This window comes from Candidatus Electronema sp. PJ (assembly GCF_048287395.1).
Lineage (GTDB): Bacteria > Desulfobacterota > Desulfobulbia > Desulfobulbales > Desulfobulbaceae > Electronema.
In genome coordinates this window covers 23,708-39,233 of the sequence record NZ_JBLWEO010000040.1, presented here as the reverse complement: position 1 = coordinate 39,233, position 15,526 = coordinate 23,708, and the positions used below count along the sequence as shown (strand labels likewise).

General features: G+C 51.2%; 22 protein-coding genes and 1 riboswitch. Of the genes, 19 read left to right on the top strand and 3 right to left on the bottom strand.

What is annotated here, in order from left to right:
* Positions 1-17 precede the first annotated feature (17 nt).
* Positions 18-632, top strand: coding sequence for a helix-turn-helix domain-containing protein (locus tag ACNKIB_RS05860; RefSeq protein WP_417909613.1), 615 nt, complete (start codon positions 18-20; stop codon positions 630-632).
* Here the strand turns inward: ACNKIB_RS05860 and ACNKIB_RS05855 are convergent.
* Positions 601-1,095 (bottom strand): hypothetical protein, encoded by a 495-nt coding sequence (locus ACNKIB_RS05855; RefSeq protein WP_417909612.1) that lies wholly within the window; start codon positions 1,093-1,095, stop codon positions 601-603. The two genes, ACNKIB_RS05860 and ACNKIB_RS05855, sit on opposite strands and share 32 nt — an antisense overlap.
* A gap of 196 nt (positions 1,096-1,291) precedes the next feature.
* Positions 1,292-1,371: riboswitch (cyclic di-GMP riboswitch) on the top strand.
* A 23-nt stretch (positions 1,372-1,394) separates the two neighbouring features.
* Between ACNKIB_RS05855 and ACNKIB_RS05850 the strand changes: the two genes are divergently transcribed.
* The 18 genes from ACNKIB_RS05850 (at position 1,395) to rlmN (ending at position 14,134) form a co-directional block, all read left to right on the top strand.
* The gene (locus tag ACNKIB_RS05850; RefSeq protein WP_417909611.1) at positions 1,395-2,426 is read left to right on the top strand and encodes a hypothetical protein; all 1,032 of its coding nucleotides are present in this window, start codon (positions 1,395-1,397) and stop codon (positions 2,424-2,426) included.
* 149 nt (positions 2,427-2,575) lie between these two features.
* Positions 2,576-3,040 (top strand): tRNA (cytidine(34)-2'-O)-methyltransferase, encoded by a 465-nt coding sequence (locus ACNKIB_RS05845; RefSeq protein ID WP_417909642.1) that lies wholly within the window; start codon positions 2,576-2,578, stop codon positions 3,038-3,040.
* A gap of 24 nt (positions 3,041-3,064) precedes the next feature.
* Positions 3,065-4,147, top strand: a complete 1,083-nt coding sequence (gene serC / locus ACNKIB_RS05840) for a 3-phosphoserine/phosphohydroxythreonine transaminase (RefSeq protein ID WP_417909610.1) — start codon at positions 3,065-3,067, stop codon at positions 4,145-4,147.
* 431 nt (positions 4,148-4,578) lie between these two features.
* On the top strand, positions 4,579-6,036 hold the full coding sequence (locus ACNKIB_RS05835) for a sigma-54 interaction domain-containing protein (protein WP_417909609.1): 1,458 nt from the start codon (positions 4,579-4,581) through the stop codon (positions 6,034-6,036).
* A gap of 483 nt (positions 6,037-6,519) precedes the next feature.
* Positions 6,520-6,753, top strand: a complete 234-nt coding sequence (locus tag ACNKIB_RS05830; protein ID WP_417909608.1) for a hypothetical protein — start codon at positions 6,520-6,522, stop codon at positions 6,751-6,753.
* A gap of 70 nt (positions 6,754-6,823) precedes the next feature.
* A complete protein-coding gene (locus tag ACNKIB_RS05825) occupies positions 6,824-7,138 on the top strand; it encodes a YtxH domain-containing protein (protein WP_417909607.1) in 315 nt (104 codons plus the stop codon).
* A 44-nt stretch (positions 7,139-7,182) separates the two neighbouring features.
* Positions 7,183-7,596 (top strand): hypothetical protein, encoded by a 414-nt coding sequence (locus ACNKIB_RS05820; protein ID WP_417909606.1) that lies wholly within the window; start codon positions 7,183-7,185, stop codon positions 7,594-7,596.
* Positions 7,589-7,774, top strand: coding sequence for a CsbD family protein (locus ACNKIB_RS05815; protein WP_417909605.1), 186 nt, complete (start codon positions 7,589-7,591; stop codon positions 7,772-7,774). Before ACNKIB_RS05820 ends, ACNKIB_RS05815 begins: the two co-directional genes overlap by 8 nt.
* A gap of 76 nt (positions 7,775-7,850) precedes the next feature.
* Entirely contained in the window at positions 7,851-8,021 is a 171-nt protein-coding gene (locus ACNKIB_RS05810) for a hypothetical protein (RefSeq protein ID WP_417909604.1), read from the top strand.
* 102 nt (positions 8,022-8,123) lie between these two features.
* A complete protein-coding gene (locus tag ACNKIB_RS05805; protein WP_417909603.1) occupies positions 8,124-8,327 on the top strand; it encodes a hypothetical protein in 204 nt (67 codons plus the stop codon).
* A 93-nt stretch (positions 8,328-8,420) separates the two neighbouring features.
* Complete coding sequence (locus tag ACNKIB_RS05800) at positions 8,421-8,579, top strand: hypothetical protein (protein ID WP_417909602.1); 159 nt, start codon at positions 8,421-8,423, stop codon at positions 8,577-8,579.
* A 101-nt stretch (positions 8,580-8,680) separates the two neighbouring features.
* Positions 8,681-9,451, top strand: a complete 771-nt coding sequence (locus ACNKIB_RS05795; protein WP_417909601.1) for a BON domain-containing protein — start codon at positions 8,681-8,683, stop codon at positions 9,449-9,451.
* A gap of 84 nt (positions 9,452-9,535) precedes the next feature.
* Positions 9,536-9,694, top strand: a complete 159-nt coding sequence (locus ACNKIB_RS05790) for a DUF3309 domain-containing protein (protein ID WP_417909600.1) — start codon at positions 9,536-9,538, stop codon at positions 9,692-9,694.
* A 112-nt stretch (positions 9,695-9,806) separates the two neighbouring features.
* Positions 9,807-10,280 carry a hypothetical protein gene (locus tag ACNKIB_RS05785; RefSeq protein ID WP_417909599.1) on the top strand — a complete coding sequence of 158 codons (474 nt, stop codon included), beginning with the start codon at positions 9,807-9,809 and terminating at the stop codon, positions 10,278-10,280.
* 45 nt (positions 10,281-10,325) lie between these two features.
* The gene (locus tag ACNKIB_RS05780; protein ID WP_417909598.1) at positions 10,326-10,472 is read left to right on the top strand and encodes a lmo0937 family membrane protein; all 147 of its coding nucleotides are present in this window, start codon (positions 10,326-10,328) and stop codon (positions 10,470-10,472) included.
* A gap of 319 nt (positions 10,473-10,791) precedes the next feature.
* Positions 10,792-12,096: a hypothetical protein gene (locus ACNKIB_RS05775; protein ID WP_417909597.1), complete on the top strand. Its 1,305-nt coding sequence runs from the start codon at positions 10,792-10,794 to the stop codon at positions 12,094-12,096.
* A gap of 22 nt (positions 12,097-12,118) precedes the next feature.
* The gene (locus ACNKIB_RS05770; protein ID WP_417909596.1) at positions 12,119-12,994 is read left to right on the top strand and encodes a radical SAM protein; all 876 of its coding nucleotides are present in this window, start codon (positions 12,119-12,121) and stop codon (positions 12,992-12,994) included.
* 45 nt (positions 12,995-13,039) lie between these two features.
* A complete protein-coding gene (gene rlmN, locus ACNKIB_RS05765; protein ID WP_417909595.1) occupies positions 13,040-14,134 on the top strand; it encodes a 23S rRNA (adenine(2503)-C(2))-methyltransferase RlmN in 1,095 nt (364 codons plus the stop codon).
* On the opposite strand, the gene ACNKIB_RS05760 is transcribed toward rlmN, so the two are convergent.
* Together ACNKIB_RS05760 and ACNKIB_RS05755 are read right to left on the bottom strand one after the other, a co-directional pair.
* Positions 14,081-14,434 (bottom strand): hypothetical protein, encoded by a 354-nt coding sequence (locus tag ACNKIB_RS05760; RefSeq protein WP_417909594.1) that lies wholly within the window; start codon positions 14,432-14,434, stop codon positions 14,081-14,083. The genes rlmN and ACNKIB_RS05760 overlap by 54 nt on opposite strands.
* 57 nt (positions 14,435-14,491) lie before the next feature.
* A complete protein-coding gene (locus tag ACNKIB_RS05755; RefSeq protein ID WP_417909593.1) occupies positions 14,492-15,511 on the bottom strand; it encodes a hypothetical protein in 1,020 nt (339 codons plus the stop codon).
* Positions 15,512-15,526: the final 15 nt, after the last annotated feature.

Here is a 15,526-nt window from a genome sequence, read left to right as displayed (position 1 = left end):
ACCCTCAGCAAAAAATTATGAACCAGCAAGAACATAGCAGCACAGAAAAGCAGGCAATTGTGGGCGGCGAACGGCAAGAAACCCGAAAGACGGATAATGCAACCGTTGGTACTATGTTGCGGCAGCTCCGCAAAGAGAAAGGCCTAAGCATCCGGGATGTTGCTAAAGAAACAAATATCTCTGCCTCCAATTTAGTGGCCATTGAGCATGAAAATTATGCTGATCTGCCTGCTACTACCTTTATCCGTGGTCAAGTAGCGATCTATGCCAATCTCCTCGGTATTGACGGTGCAGAAGCAGCAAAGAAATTCATTATTGAACGAGAACACCAGCAGCTGCTTGCGCAGAAAAACAGCAAGCTCAATCAAGAAAGCTGTACCATGTCAGCCAAGAAACTCGCCGAGCCTGCGCATGTTTCGGCGGCTACTTTAGCCGTTTGCATTCTGTTGCTGATCGCCCTGTTCATCACAGGCTTCTGTTTATACACTGGCTGGAATCCCTTCTCTTATCTTATACAAGCACCTCCTCCAGCGGCAGTGCAGTTATCTCCAGCACCTGAGCTTGAGGCTGCTGTTTCAGCACAGCAGTCAACGGTAATCCCTACAGAGCAACCTGCTCAAACCGGTAACTGAAAACAGCTTTTAGCATTTTTCCCTCCTTGCTGGTTTTTTTTGGGATAATCAGCCCGAGCTTTTCCTTATAGACCTCTTGGATACGCTGGAAAATAAAGGTGCTGGAAAGGTGCTTTTTTAGGAGACCTTTCTGTAACCAGCTATTTTTGTGAAATCCGAGCAGTTCAACTCCTAATTCGCATAAGCAAGGGACGAGTCCTACTCGTTTGCCAAGGAATTTGGCTCGGCCAGAAAGGAGTTGTACTCGGCAAAAGAGGAGTTCGCCTTGGCCAAACTGCTTTCCTGCCGAGTTACACAGGAGTTTTGCCGACTCAAACTCCTTTCCTAGTCGGCAAGATTTCTTTCTTGCCAAGCCAAATTCCTTTTTTACTCGGCGAGACTCCTTTCCTACTCGGCCAAACTTCTCTTCTGCCGAGTATAACTCCTTGCCAAGTCGGCAGAACTCCTCTTTTACTGAGTACAACTCCTTTGCCAGCGAGTAAAAAAGGAGTATTACTAAGGCCTCATTTAACGGTGACGACTATGAAAGAATGTATTTGACATTTTCTACGAGTCGGGTACACTTAAATAGGACATAAGGCTATGCACAGTTAATGCTTGCTATTACTTGCGGGTGCCTGACTTTCTGGGGAACTGGATGAAGTAATCCAGTGCCAGGGAGCCGACAAAGCCACAACCGTCGCGAGGCGGTGCCGGAAAGCCACGGGTCTCCAATAGGGGAGACAGCCGGGTTGCCTGCTTCATATACCAGGGAGGTATATTATGAAAACCACAGGAGCGGTATTTACCAATGGACTGATCGGACTGGCAGCATTTTTTGCGACTTCCATTCCTTTCGTTGCTCAAGCAGGGTTGCAGGTTGCTTATACCCCTGCTGGAGGAACATGTCAGCGGATGCTGGCAGGTCAGTCTATCGAAGCTGGTGAAGTTTGCGTCGAAGTAGTAGGTGACTTCATGACCGTTACCTACAAAATGAGCAATGGTTGGGAGCTGTCTGAAGCCCAACTGTGGACAGGGCTGAATCTGGCTCTTATGCCTGTGGGTAAGCAAGGAAATCCCCAAATAGGAAATTTCCCCTACAAATCAGGTGATATTACTGGAACAACAACGTATCCTTTCTATGTACCGCTGAAGGATTTAAGTACTGGTGAGCTGTGTGATCTCACGGGTTATTTGGCAGCACATGCAGCCCTGCGTAAGCCTGACGGCAATGGTGGTTATCAAACCGAAACCGGCTGGGTTGAAGGTCAGCCGATTAATGGCGGTAGTTGGGCGATGTATTCTTCTGTTTCCTTTATCTGTCCTCCTGATCCCATCCCTCAGCCTCTCCCTGTTGTTGAAGAAGGTTGTGAAACTGCATTTGCCTTTGGTGATCGCAATGGCGACCTCCTTCTTGACAGAGACAAAGGTGACTTAGAACTGGATGATTTCCTTAGAAGCAAACGCTGGGGATGGCAATTAGCCGTGCAGAAGGGCGACAGTTTCACGGTGCCGATTTACGCTGCTGCTGGAAAGAATGACATCAGCAAAGGAACTCTTGTTGGTGAATTGGATGTCACCTACAAAGAAAGCAAAGAGGTTGCAGTTGCTTATAGGATGCTTTCCGGTTTCAGCTTGGATGAGACTCATCTGTATGTAGGAACAAGATATCTGCCGAAAGCAGCTCCTGGTACTTACGGTCATTCTGGCTCTGATAGCTACGTTGTTACCCTCAAAGCTGATGCACCAAAGGTGTATGTTGTTGCCCATGCTGTTGTGCGGGGCGCAGCTCTTGCAGGTACCTGTGGTGAATAACGTCTAACTCGCTCTCTCAATGCCGCAGAAGGGGCAGGCCCAAAAGGTCTGCCCCTTTTTTTATCTGCCGCAAAGTTGCCTTTCCTTGCTAGGTGGGGTATATGCTTCTGGCAGGAACTTTCTCAATCAAGTTGATTTTTTTGTATCCCATGCCTGTAGAACCCTTCAACATCGTTCTTGTCGAGCCAGAGATACCACCAAACACCGGCTCCGTAGCCCGGCTTTGCGGAGCCACGGACTCAGTTCTCCATCTTGTTCATCCACTTGGCTTTAGCACTGAAGACAAGCATCTCAAGCGGGCTGGGTTAGACTACTGGCCGCACGTCAATATCAAGCATTGGCAGACCTTAGACGAATTCCTTCAGGCACAGGACGAACGCAGGCTTTTCCTCTTCACTACCAAGGTTAAGCGGCCTTATCATCAGGTTAGCTATACTCCTGGTGACTACTTGATTTTCGGTCGGGAAACCAAGGGGCTGCCTGAAGAAATCCTTGCACTCTACGCAGACCGCTGTTATACCATTCCGATGACCAATCCGCATATCCGTAGCCTCAATCTGGCCATGAGTGCCGGAATAGTCCTGTATGAGGCATTACGCCAGCAATCTATTTAATTTCTTCAAGGAGAACCTAATATCATGCCAGAGAGAATCTTCAACTTCAGCCCAGGCCCAGCCGTGCTGCCATATTCTGTGCTGGAACAGGCAGCCAAAGACATCGTCAATTTCAATAACAAGGGTATGGGCTTGATCGAGATGAGCCATCGCTCCAAGGACTTCATGGCGGTGCTTGATGAAGCTGATGCTCTGATCCGCGAGCTGTTGGTCGTGCCGACAAATTACAAAGTGTTGTTCTTGCAGGGCGGTGCATCTTCGCAGTTCTTCATGGTGCCGATGAACCTGCTGGGGCCGGGCAAGAAGGCTACCTATCTGAATACTGGTGTCTGGGCAGGCAAGGCGATCAAAGAGGCCAAGGCGTTCGGCCAGGTTGAAGTGGCCTACACTGGCGAGCCAAACCGCTTCAAGCATGTGCCAACCGATGACGAATACAGCGTGGCCGATGATTCCGAATATCTGCACCTTTGCTCGAATAACACCATCTACGGCACCCGTTTTCCTAATTTCCCGGATAAAGGCTGCATGTTGATCAGCGATATGTCGTCGGATATCATGTCGCGGCCTGTGGATGTGTCGAAGTTCGGCATCATTTATGCTGGAGCGCAGAAGAACATGGGGCCTGCGGGCGTGACTATTGTCATCATCCGCGAAGACCTACTGGACAGATGCCCGGCCACCGTGCCTGCGATGCTCAAATATAAGACTCATGCGGACAAGGGTTCCATGTACAACACCCCGCCAACCTTTGCCATTTACTGCGTCGGCCTGGTCATGCGCTGGCTGAAAGAGCAAGGCGGACTAGCGGCAATGGAGCAGCGCAATGAGGAAAAGGCGGCCTTAGTGTATCAAGCGATTGACGCGACTGATTTCTACCGAGGCCATGCCGAGAAGGACTGCCGCTCGTTGATGAACATCTCCTTTAACCTGCCAACTGCCGAGCTGGAGGCTAAGTTCATTAAAGAGGCCGCTGCGGTTGGTTTGGATGGCCTGAAAGGCCACCGCGATGTCGGTGGCTGCCGCGCTTCAATCTATAATGCCTTCCCGCTGGAGGGTGTGCAAAAGTTGGTTGAGTTCATGGCGGAGTTTGCCCAGAAGAACGGATAATGCACGAGCAGGGGCAGGTAATGGCCTGCCCTGAGCAAATACTGGCCTCTGCTTTTCTTGAAAGAGGCTGTCATCTTTTAAAAATGACGAGCCATTTTATTAAACTGAGGTCTCCGTTTAATAAAATGGGCAGTCATAGAAAGAAACTGGGCGATCATTTTCTTTCTATGGCTTGTTAGTGGAAAAAAGTAAGACCTCACTTTTTTCCTCTCGCCTGTCCTTTTAACGAATGGAGCAGCGCGAGAAAGAAAATGAGCGCGTAGTTTTTTAAATTGAGGTCTCAGTTTAACGAGAGGAGACGTGTTAGCGAAAAGACAGGCTGTACTTTTAACAAAATTATTCGCATCTTCGGTCGCATGGCGTGTGAAAAGACGCACGCAGCCCTTCATCTTTCTTCCATCAAAGGCAGCATGGAACAGAGCGAACAACGCATGAAATCTTCTGAAATCCGTTATCGTCGGCTTTTTGAAGCGGCACGGGACGGCATCTTGATCCTTGATGCCGAGACAGGGAAGATTGCGGATGTGAATCCCTTTCTGATAGAGATGCTGGGCTATTCCTATGCAGATTTTTTGGGGAAAAATCTTTGGGAGATAGGGGCGTTCAAAGATGTTGCGGCATCAAAGGCCGCGTTCGTGGAACTGAAGCAGAAGAAATATGTCCGCTACAACGATCTGCCGCTGAAGACCAAAGACGGTCGCCTGATTGCGGTGGAGTTTGTCAGCAATGTATATCTGGCTGGTCAGGAGGAAGTGATTCAGTGTAACATCCGCGACATCACCGAACGGAAACAGATTGAAGCGGCCTTGCTGAATGCCAGCGCGGAGCTGGAGCATCGCGTCGAAGAGCGCACAGCGGAATTGCAGACAGCTCTGGCGGCAATCAATGTGCTGCAGGAGCAGGTTGAGGCTGAGAATCTTTTCTTCCGCAGAGAGCTGCGGCAGAAGTATCAGTTCAACCGGATTATCGGCCAAGACAGCGGCCTCAGAGATGTCCTCCGCATGGCCGAGCAGGTCGCGCCCGGCAACACCACGGTGCTTATCCTTGGCGAGACTGGCACTGGCAAAGAACTGATTGCGGCTGCCATTCACGACATGAGTCCGCGCCGGGAACAGCCGCTGATCACAGTCAACTGCGCGGCCCTGCCCGGCAATCTCATCGAAAGCGAACTGTTCGGACGTGAGAAAGGTGCCTACACCGGAGCGGACACCAAGCAGGCAGGTCGCTTTGAAATTGCGGACGGCTCCACCCTCTGTTTGGATGAGATCGGCGAACTGCCGCTTGAACTCCAAGCAAAACTGCTCCGGGTCATTCAGCATAACGAGTTTGAGCGGCTGGGATCATCCCGCACCGTCAAAGTGGACGTGCGGATCGTGGCCACCACCAATCGCAACCTTGAGGAAGAGGCCAGCAAGGGCCGGTTCCGCCAAGACCTCTACTATCGGCTCAACGTCTTCCCGCTCACCGTGCCACCCCTGCGGCAGCGGAAAGAAGACATTCCGCTGATGGTTCATGCCTTTGCCGAGCGGTACTCCAAAAAGCTCGGCAAAGCAATCACCTCTGTCCGCAAGGAGACGATCAGGGCCTTGCAGGACTATCCTTGGCCCGGCAACATCCGGGAGCTGGAAGGTGTCATTGAGCGGGCAGTGATTCTTTGCGTCGGCCCAGTGCTGTATCTCACCGACGAGCTGAAGATTCTTGCCCCTCCTGCTTCGCCGTCCGACACGCAGACCTTAGAGGAGACAGAGCGGAATCACATCATCAAGATCCTCTTTGCAACCAGATGGCGGATTGAGGGCAAGGACGGCGCAGCCCTGATTCTTGGCATCAATGCCAGCACCTTGCGCGCACGAATGCACAAGCTCGGCATCAGCCGCCCCCAAATCTGATCAGCCGTTTCGCCGCGCCGCCCGTCTTTCTCCCCTTGCCCCGCAACATACCGAGGTTTTCGGCCAAATATTGAGGCCAGCAGCACCGCTGCGCCGTTTTTTTTCCGCCACACAGCACGCAAGTCCTTTTTATACCACAATTTTTTATTTTCTCGGCAAACTGGTCCGCAGTTTGCAACAGAGGTTGTATCCTTGCGTTCATTCGGCCCACTGCCGGAGAAAACCTTAGAAGAAGAACCTGTTCGAGAGAAAAATCTCAGCAATGAAATGCATTGCTGATCGCATTCACCAAGGGAGCAACTGCCGTGAAAAAGAATACTCTCATCTCGTCGCCTGTCACCAGTGCTGCAAAGAAAGCAGCCGGACGCGCCGTCCTGTTTGTCGCATCGTTTCTTGTGCTTTTACTGAGTGCCTGCGCTGGTCCTCCCGGCCCTCGTGGCATGACCGGCAACACCGGAAATACTGGCAACACCGGTTATACAGGTGAAGCTGGAGCTGATGGTGCGCAAGGAAACCAGGGCAACACTGGAGACACTGGTTATACAGGCGCAACTGGAGCGCAGGGAAACCCCGGTGAAGCTGGAGTTGACGGTGCACAGGGAAACCAAGGCAACACCGGAGATACTGGTTACACAGGTGCAGCCGGGCCTCAAGGGAGAACCGGAAATACGGGTAACACTGGAGCAACTGGCAACAGAGGCGCAGGTGCTACCGTGATTATTAAACCAAGCTTGTGAACCGCAGATGATTCAGCGGGCAGCGGAAAGGAAAGAAAAGGAGGAATATTATGTCAGAATATGAAAAACACCCCAGCCATTTTGCGATGTTTTTTTTGATGGGTGGCGTACTGGGCGCATTGGCAGGCATTTTTCTCGCCCCGAAATCGGGAAAAAGACTGAGGGCTGATTTCAGGAACAAAGGCAGCGAGGCGGTCGATGATACCAAGGAAATGTACGCTGATGTCAGTGCCAAGGCAAAGGATATCATTGAGGAAGCCGAGCATCAGGCAGAGGCTCTGAAGAAAGAGGCGGAACGCTATCTTGCAGAGGCCCGCAAGAAGGTGAAAGAGCTTTTTGCCTGCGGCGAAGAAAAGAAAGACTGAGTCATCCGGCGGTACAGCGGAAGTTTGAACGCGGGGAAATGACGATGGAAATACTGCTGGCGGTCAGTGTCACGGTCATTGCGGCAATCATGATGATAAGGGCTGTTTTTGAAATTCTTGCCCTTGTCCAGGTTCGCCGGGCCGCCCGCGAAGCGGAGAAACTGCTTGCTTCGGTCAGCCGTGAAGTCAGTTTAATTTCCAGTGATGTCAAAAGCCTTGTTCTGTCCATTCATGAGCAGACAGAACGGGTCGAGGACAGCATTGCAACCTTTCATGACGTGGCTGCTTGGATGAAAGCATTTCAATCGGAGGTCAAGCCTGGGATTGAGGAAACTCTATTTCAGTTAGCCGCAGTCCTTGGCGGCGTTCGGCGAGGTCTCGAAGCCGTCACCAGCAGTATGCATGGCAAGAAATCAGATTCTGAAAAATCGCAGCACCGGAGAAATCGAAATGAATGAGCACTCAAGCGTGAAAGATCGCGCAGAAGGGAAATTCCATCAAGCGAACGGAAAGATCAAGGAGGATGCTGGGAGGCTGATTGGCAATCAAGAGCTGGAAGCCGAGGGCAGGAGAGAGAACTTGTCAGGCAAAGTTCAGGATAAGATCGGCCAAGCCGAGAAAGTGTTAGGCATGTAGAGATGGAAGGATAAATAGAGAAAAGCAGGCAAACTGGCTTGGCTTTCCTTCAGGGAGCAGTAAAGGAGTTGTTGTAATGAAGAGTGAAAAACCAAGAAGAAAGGGTCAGAGCGCAGGTGAATTTCAGCAAGTGCCGGGCAGGATTTGTTACACTGCCGGGAAGCGTACTGATCATCAAAGGATGAAGGCAAGAGTGAGAGAAGAAGATACAGTCAGCGGCAAGGCTGAAGACGCGCTGGAGCTGTGAGCAGGATGAAGTCAGCGCGGAAAGGACAAAGCAAAAGAGGCAGTCAATCCCGCTTGTCTCTGAGAGCGTGCCTGTAAAAAGAGCAGCAAAGGAGAAATCGCAATGAACGAGAACACACCTTATCCTAACAGCAATCCTAGTAGCACTTGTCCCTCGAATTGCCAGCCGGAGAATGTCCCGCAAAAAGCGAAGGACAAGCATAATGAGGACATGAAGCACGCTGGTCACCAGAAGATGAAAGATGAGGGCAAGAATAAAGATTCAGCAGACAAGAAAGCTGAAAAAGCACCTGGACAGCAGGCGTGACCGATTCAGCGTGAAGGGATAAAGCAAGAGAGGTGGGCAATCTCGCCTGTCTCTATGAGCGTATTCGTAGAACTTGAGCAGAGGAGAATCGCAATGAATGACGATATCGAAAAGATGAGCAGTGACGAGCAAAAATCAAAAGCAGCAACTGGTTCTGCTGCCGCGAAACACGATGATCATAAGAAGAAAGAAGGAAAGCACGAGAAATCAGCTGACAAAAAAGCCGCTAAAGAGTATGGGCATCACGTGTAATTGATTGAGAGTGAAAGGGTAAAGCAAGAGAGACAGGTATGTTACCTGCCTCTCTCAGCATGAGCTGAAAGACAAGGAAAAAAAGGACAGTAATGAAAACTATGTATTTTTCAGTTTTGACTGTAGCTACCGCTGCGGTCGTGCTGGCAGCGACCAGCACACCTGTGATGTCGGCGGAGATAGATGACCGCATTGAATCTTCATTCACACAGAGCTTCATTTACAAAAGATATCTGAAGGATGAGAAAATCAAAATCAGCTCAAGAGAAGGCGCAGTCATTCTCTCAGGCAGCGTGTCTGATGAAAGCGGCAGACTGATGGCCCAGAACATCGCCGAAGCCCTGCCCAATATCAAGAGCGTGGAAAATCAGATTGAGATCACCGGCGAGCGGCCTGCTGAGAAGTCTGACATCTGGATCAGCATGAAAGTGAAAGGCTCTCTCATGTATCATCGCAATGTCAACGCCATGAAGACAGAAGTCAGCGTCAAAGATGGCATTGTGACCCTGAAAGGCGAAGCAGCCAGTCAGGCGCAGAAGGAGCTTACCGCTGAATATGCCAAGGATATTAACGGCGTGAAAGAAGTGAAGAATGAGATGACGACAGCAGCGGCTCCTGAGCCGGAGACGCAGACGATGGCCGAGAAGATTGATGACGCATCAGTTACTGCGCAGGTCAAGATGGCCTTGCTGACGCATCGCTCGACCAGCTCCATCACCACCAAGATTGCAACCAAGGACGGCGACGTGACCTTGACCGGCATTGCGAAGAACGATGCTGAAAAGTCTTTAGTCACTAAACTCGTTGCTGGTATTCAGGGTGTGGTCAGCGTCAATAATCTGATGACAGTTGAAGAGGTCAAAACTAATTAGCCTGTCGGCGCAGCTTGACGGCTGGCGCATGTTTCAAGGTCAGCCGTCGGCGGCGAAACCGGACAGTTTAAAAGGAGCGGCAGCATGAGTATTACAATGATCTTGGCGATTGTGCTGATTCTTTTTTTCGTCGGTGCCTTGCCCACATGGCCCCACAGCAGAAGTTGGGGGTACTATCCAAGCAGCGGGCTTGGACTCGTTGTCTTAGTTCTGATTGTGCTGATTTTATCGGGACGTATTTAGCCCAATTTACGACCTGCGCTATAGTAGCTAGCTGATTTTAAGACAAGACGATCTTGAAACAAGGTTTATAACTGGATTACGCTCCTTTTTTTCATAGGGAGGCTGAGGAGCCATGAATACGCAACGACTTATGAAGATATGCTCTGTGGCCGCAGTCTGTTGCTGCTTCAGTGCTGTTTGCGCTGATGAAGGATCAGCGAAAGGGAATGAAGACAAGTATCATTACCTCAAAAAAAATCCTCACAAGGAACAAAATCCGCCTCGTGAGGAGCAGCGGCATGAAGAAGGTCGCGGCTCGTACTTCCAAGAACACGGCTATGCGCGCCTGAACATCCCGACAAGGCACTATCCACGGCCTGGCAAGTGCCGTATCTGGTACCCAGATCGTCCTGCGGACCGTCAGTCTCCTCCAGTCAGGTGCGGCCAGATACCTCTTCCAGGAGCATGGCTCATTCAGCATCACAAAGACCGTCCGCACCATGTGCAAGTGACGGTGTATGAGCCGAAGCACCCGGGTGTTGTGTTTACTATCGGAGAATTTGAAATTCGCTCCGGCGCATTCCTGCGGGAGATGCCACGCAGATGAGGAAAAATCAACCATCAGCTAACCAAACTATAAAAGGAGAGTTATATGTGGACTGTTGCAGCAATACTGTTGATCCTATGGGCACTGGGATTGGTGAGCAGCTACACCTTGGGAGGACTTATTCATCTCCTACTGGTTGTTGCTATTATCGTAGTGCTGCTCAGGGTTATCCAAGGGAGACGTGTAATGTAGGGAACAGTTTTTGGCCAGTTAGCCAAAGCTGATGTTGAGCGCAGATGAAAAAGAAGAAGCATGACCGGTTTGCTGAGTTTTTTAAAACTACCCCTAATCCAAGTATGTTGAAAGTCCCCTTGACGGTCATGCGTTTTCCTTTTATATTGAATATTCTTTTCTACCGGACACCTTGCCGTGAAAACGAGGAAGGCTTATGCTCTTTCTGAAAGAGCATAAGCGATGATTTCACATCCCAGCCTTGCGTTTAAACGCATCAGATGTTCTGTAAATCAAGCTTTAAAAGCGTTTTTACTGCAATACTGGGTAGAATGTTTAGATGAACTTGCCTCTCCTTTATGTTTTTCTCGGCTTGATTTTTCTGGCCGCAATATATTTCGCTGCCAATCGCTCCGCATTCTGCATTCTTCGTAAAAAAGAAATACCGCCTGATTCAGCTAAGACTATCAGCAGAATTCTCTCAGCAGCATTCTTTGTCATTTATCTGTTTATAGCATTGATCGCCTACCTCGCTCTTGCTTCGCAAACAGCAGAAGTCGTCAAGTCTCTCTTGTCTCAGGAAACGTTTGCGCTATCTGCCTCTACTTTACCAACTGGAGAAGTACTACAAGGAAAAATAGCAGCAGAACAAGACCGCACTGAACGGCAGCTAGTGATTGCGGAAACAGCAGAGCAGCAGAGCAAAGCAACAGCTGAACGGCGGCAGCTCTTTGGGCAGGAACAGTCCTATGTTCTTCTTGAAGGTATCTCAGGGACAGAAGATCGCTATCTGTCGCCAAAGCCTGAAGCAGAGCAGCTTGCTCCGCCAAGTGCAATTCCTCCTGCCGAGACAACAATATCGGTTCAGGAAATTGTGGCATCTTCAGAAGGAATAGCATCAATACTTCCTGATCAGAATTCGCAAGCAGCGCAGATTCCAGTTCTACCACCTACGCCGCAGGCGATTCCTGTCCAGCAACAGGCACCTGTTCAAGCAGCACCTTCAGCCCCTGAACTGATGCCGGAAAACAGAAGCAGCCTACCTTCTACTGTACAGCAGCCAGTGGCAATGCCGGAGATGCCAATTCAGCAACTGCCGGAAAAAATAGTTCAGCAGTTTCTGCCTGCGCCATCGCCAGTTCAAACGCAGCCTGTAGCCCAGAATGTAGCCTGTGCAGAAATAAAGATGTACATGGACAATGCTGATTCTCAGATATTTCATCGGGCGATGAAACAAGGGGCAGGTGTTGCCACTCCTTGGAAAGGACCGGGTGGTGCCTATGTTGTCATCCCAGCCTCGATCAAAGGGAATTGCCGAGAGTACAGCATCCAGGCAAATATCCAAGGTAGGTCCCTGCGCTGTTATGCTGCCTGCGCAAATATCGCCAATGCCTTCCCGCCTGCCAGCAGAGCAATCCCACCGCCGCAAAACGACAAAGCAGCGATTATGGCTTCAATGAGCAGTACCGATCAAGATGCCTTCATGAAGGCTCTTAATTACCACGGCCCTGTTTCCTGGCGCGGCTTGAATGGTATTTTTTACACCGTCTCACCGGTTCGTCTCGGCAATCCATGTCGAGAATATAATGTGCAAGCAAATATTCAGGGCAGAATATTTCAATATATTGAATCAAACTGCCAATAATCTGCCACGCTGAATAGCTCGCTTGCACTATCAAGGCAACATTATCCGACCTCCGAGCGAGGCTGATTCCATCATTCTCCAGGTGACGGTCGGTTGTTCGCACAACCGCTGCACCTTCTGCGGTGCCTACCGCGATCCTGAGCAGAAATTCCAAATCAAGGACGAAGGGATTATCGATCTTGATCTGGAATTTGCCACCCAATACTGCCGCAAGCTCAAAACGGTCTTTTTAGCTGACGGCGATGCCTTGGTCATCCCACAGCAAAGGCTGCTCAATCTTTTCCGAAGGATCCGCAAAGAACTCCCTTGGGTGCGCCGCATCAGTCTCTACGCCAACTGCCGCAGTATCCTTAAACGCTCTCCAAACGAACTTGCCGCACTGAAGGCCGCTGGCTTGGGCCGCATCTATATGGGCCTAGAAAGTGGCTGTGAGCAGGTGTTGCTGGAGATCAAAAAAGGCGCGACTGCTGCCGAGATGCTTGCCGCTGGCCGTCGAGTACGAGAGGCCGAGATTTTTCTCTCCGTGACCTGCCTGCTGGGGATTGGCGGGACGGTTTATTCGCAGCAGCACGCTGAAGACACCGCCGCTGTCCTGAGTCAGATGCAGCCCAATCAGATTGCTGTGCTGACCCTGATGCTCTTGGATAACACCGAGCTGGGCCGGGCCGTCCATGAAGGGCGTTTTCAGCTCCCAGATCAAATTGGGTTGTTTCAGGAACTCCGCACCATGCTGGCCAGACTGGCGGACTTCCGCTGCCAGTTTCAGGCCAATCATGCTTCCAACTATTTCGCCTTGGCTGGCCGCCTACCCAAGGATAGGGAGCACTTTCTCGCCACAATTGATCAGGCCTTAGCCGGAACTGCGCGTCTTAAACCGGAATGGTTGCGGGGATTATAACACCAGACAGCAGGGGCAAAAACTTTCCCCTGGAGAGATGAGTTAATGACTTTAGACAGACAGAAAACCGACCTGAAAAATCTCACTCAGGACGAACTTGTGGAATACGCCGTCTCGCTCGGCCAGCCAGCCTTCCGAGGCCGTCAGCTTTTAGCCTGGCTGTATCGGCCTGGCATCACAGCGTTCAACCAGATGACTGACTTGGCCAAGGAGTTCCGGGCGGTGTTGGCTGAACAGGCCTTTATGAGCAGTTTTGCGGAGCCGGTAACAGAGGTCTCGGCAGACGGGGCCGTGAAGTTTGGCTTCCAACTGGAGGATGGCCTGATGATTGAATCCGTGCTGATCCCGGAGGAAGACCGGAACACCCTCTGCGTCTCCTCGCAGGCAGGCTGTGCAATGAAATGCCGCTTCTGTCTGACCGGGCAGATGGGCTTTCGCCGCAATCTCAGCCGGGCCGAGATCGTTAATCAAATCTGTGCAACGCAGGACTGGATGCGGGCCAATGCAGGGCATCTGCCTGGCCCAGAGAAGAATCTGACCAATCTGGTCTTCATGGGCATGGGCGAGCCGTTAGCCAATTTTGACAACCTGCTGGCCGCACTCTCGATCCTCACTGAGCAGCGTGGCTTAGATTTTTCTGCCCGGCGGATCACGGTCTCCACCTGCGGATTGGTGCCGCAGATGCTGGAACTGGGTCAGAAAACCACAGTCAATCTGGCGGTCTCACTCCATGCGGCAGACAACGAAACCCGCAGCCAACTCATGCCGGTCAATGACCGCTGGCCTATCGAAGAACTGCTGACTGCCTGCAAAAATTATTCCAACAAGAAGCGGCAGCGGATCATGTTTGAATATACGCTCTTTGCCGGCATCAATGACTCGGATGCCGATGCCCGCAAACTGGCCGCTTTGCTGCGCGAGGTGCCCTGCAAGATCAATCTGCTCTCGATGAACGAGGGGGGCGACCTGCCCTACACCAGCCCGCCCTTTGAGCGGCTGCTTCGCTTTCAACAGATCCTGATGGACGCGCATTACACCGTCTTTATCCGCAAAAGTCGGGGCGCAGACATCTCCGCTGCCTGCGGCCTACTCGCAGGGAAAACAAGCAATCGCCTGTCGCAGCCAGGTGTGCTTGAATAAACCGAGATAGGTACGGAAAGCGCAGGGGTAAGGAAGCAAGGCTCGGACAAAATGCTCCAGTTTTGCTCGCTTGGCAAGGAGTTGTAGTCGGCCAAACTCCTTTGGAACTGAGCCGGACTCCTTTCCTACTCGGCCAAACTTCTTTCCTGCCGAGCCGAACTCCTTTCTGAGTCGGCAAGACTCCTTTTCTGCCGACTTAAACTCCTTTCCTACTCGGCAAAACTTCTTTCTTCCCGAGTAGAACTCCTTTCTTGCTTGGCCAAACTCCTCTTCAAGTCGGCAAAACTCCTTTGCGGCCAAGCCGAACTCCTTTCCAACCGAGTATCATTCGAGATAAGGGCACGTGGAGCGGCCTGATCAGTGTTCTACCTCAATACCCTGCGCCTGCAAGACATCTTTACTTGCCATTTTTTTGAGGCCCGCGCGGAATTTTTTGTGCAGCTTTTGTTCTTCAACGACCATCCAAGCGCAGTCAACAATCCCCTCTGCGCCTGCCTTGGCCGCAATGTCGTCGGCAAACGTGACGCTGCCATCTGCATGGAGAACGCAGGCTTTGCCATAGGGGTCAAGCACCGGATAGATGGAAACGAAGTCAATGAACTTCAGCTTTAGCTCCAGCAGCGGATCTAAACCGCTTTTGGAACTGGCTGTTTCCAGGAAAATAGCGAGGAATTCATTGACCGCATGGTCAATATCCGTGGGGATGCGGGAGAGCTTGACGGGAGGAACAGGGACAGCCTCCTCTGCAACCACTATCGGTGGTTCCGGGACAGGCGCAGGGGCAACTGGGTCGCTGGTAAAGTAGCCTAAGCTATAAGTGCCGCCGCTTTTTTGCAGCATGGCCAGGAGGGTGTTGTAGTCATCGTCCGCAGGACTAAGACCGCCTGTACCCCAGTAGTAGGAACCGCCCCGCCGTTCGCCTTGATGAAAGAAGAGAACGGCACAATCGCTCCGGCCTTTCACATCCACCTCAATAAAGCCGGAGAAATTCTTCTGATTGAGCCGGAAAACTAAATCTGGGAGGCTGACTTTGTTTGAAGAGAGTTTCGACTTAGCTCGACGGAAGGCAGGAAGCTGGCCCCAAAAAAAGATGGAATCAGGATCAAGATAATAGACCGCAACCTGAAAGTTGCGTTGGGTCAGCGCAGCAAGGATATGATCGAGCTGCTCCGAAGCCAAGGCGTGCTCGCCCTTGTTTTGGGTCAGACCGCGAACAATATCCGACTCGTCAAAATAGACCATCAGCTCCTGATCCGATCCTTTGCCGTACAAACAGCCTGTGCCGATTTCTCCTTGCAGATGCTGAATGAACTTCTCAACATCAAGATAGTAGCTGTTCAGACCGCTCAGGAATGGCTTTTCGCGTGGCAGAAGCATGGGCGTGTCCCAGGG

What these genes read in the sequence shown, in the direction of transcription:
- ACNKIB_RS05795 (WP_417909601.1), top strand. Translation starts at nt 8,681, where the DNA reads ATGTATTTTTCAGTTTTGACTGTAGCTACCGCTGCGGTCGTGCTGGCA.
- ACNKIB_RS05850 (WP_417909611.1), top strand. Translation starts at nt 1,395, where the DNA reads ATGAAAACCACAGGAGCGGTATTTACCAATGGACTGATCGGACTGGCA.
- ACNKIB_RS05820 (WP_417909606.1), top strand. Translation starts at nt 7,183, where the DNA reads ATGGAAATACTGCTGGCGGTCAGTGTCACGGTCATTGCGGCAATCATG.
- ACNKIB_RS05835 (WP_417909609.1), top strand. Translation starts at nt 4,579, where the DNA reads ATGAAATCTTCTGAAATCCGTTATCGTCGGCTTTTTGAAGCGGCACGG.
- ACNKIB_RS05805 (WP_417909603.1), top strand. Translation starts at nt 8,124, where the DNA reads ATGAACGAGAACACACCTTATCCTAACAGCAATCCTAGTAGCACTTGT.
- rlmN (WP_417909595.1), top strand. Translation starts at nt 13,040, where the DNA reads ATGACTTTAGACAGACAGAAAACCGACCTGAAAAATCTCACTCAGGAC.
- ACNKIB_RS05785 (WP_417909599.1), top strand. Translation starts at nt 9,807, where the DNA reads ATGAATACGCAACGACTTATGAAGATATGCTCTGTGGCCGCAGTCTGT.
- ACNKIB_RS05800 (WP_417909602.1), top strand. Translation starts at nt 8,421, where the DNA reads ATGAATGACGATATCGAAAAGATGAGCAGTGACGAGCAAAAATCAAAA.
- ACNKIB_RS05845 (WP_417909642.1), top strand. Translation starts at nt 2,576, where the DNA reads ATGCCTGTAGAACCCTTCAACATCGTTCTTGTCGAGCCAGAGATACCA.
- ACNKIB_RS05755 (WP_417909593.1), bottom strand. Translation starts at nt 15,511, where the DNA reads ATGCTTCTGCCACGCGAAAAGCCATTCCTGAGCGGTCTGAACAGCTAC.
- ACNKIB_RS05790 (WP_417909600.1), top strand. Translation starts at nt 9,536, where the DNA reads ATGAGTATTACAATGATCTTGGCGATTGTGCTGATTCTTTTTTTCGTC.
- ACNKIB_RS05825 (WP_417909607.1), top strand. Translation starts at nt 6,824, where the DNA reads ATGTCAGAATATGAAAAACACCCCAGCCATTTTGCGATGTTTTTTTTG.
- ACNKIB_RS05810 (WP_417909604.1), top strand. Translation starts at nt 7,851, where the DNA reads ATGAAGAGTGAAAAACCAAGAAGAAAGGGTCAGAGCGCAGGTGAATTT.
- serC (WP_417909610.1), top strand. Translation starts at nt 3,065, where the DNA reads ATGCCAGAGAGAATCTTCAACTTCAGCCCAGGCCCAGCCGTGCTGCCA.
- ACNKIB_RS05775 (WP_417909597.1), top strand. Translation starts at nt 10,792, where the DNA reads ATGAACTTGCCTCTCCTTTATGTTTTTCTCGGCTTGATTTTTCTGGCC.
- ACNKIB_RS05780 (WP_417909598.1), top strand. Translation starts at nt 10,326, where the DNA reads ATGTGGACTGTTGCAGCAATACTGTTGATCCTATGGGCACTGGGATTG.
- ACNKIB_RS05860 (WP_417909613.1), top strand. Translation starts at nt 18, where the DNA reads ATGAACCAGCAAGAACATAGCAGCACAGAAAAGCAGGCAATTGTGGGC.
- ACNKIB_RS05815 (WP_417909605.1), top strand. Translation starts at nt 7,589, where the DNA reads ATGAATGAGCACTCAAGCGTGAAAGATCGCGCAGAAGGGAAATTCCAT.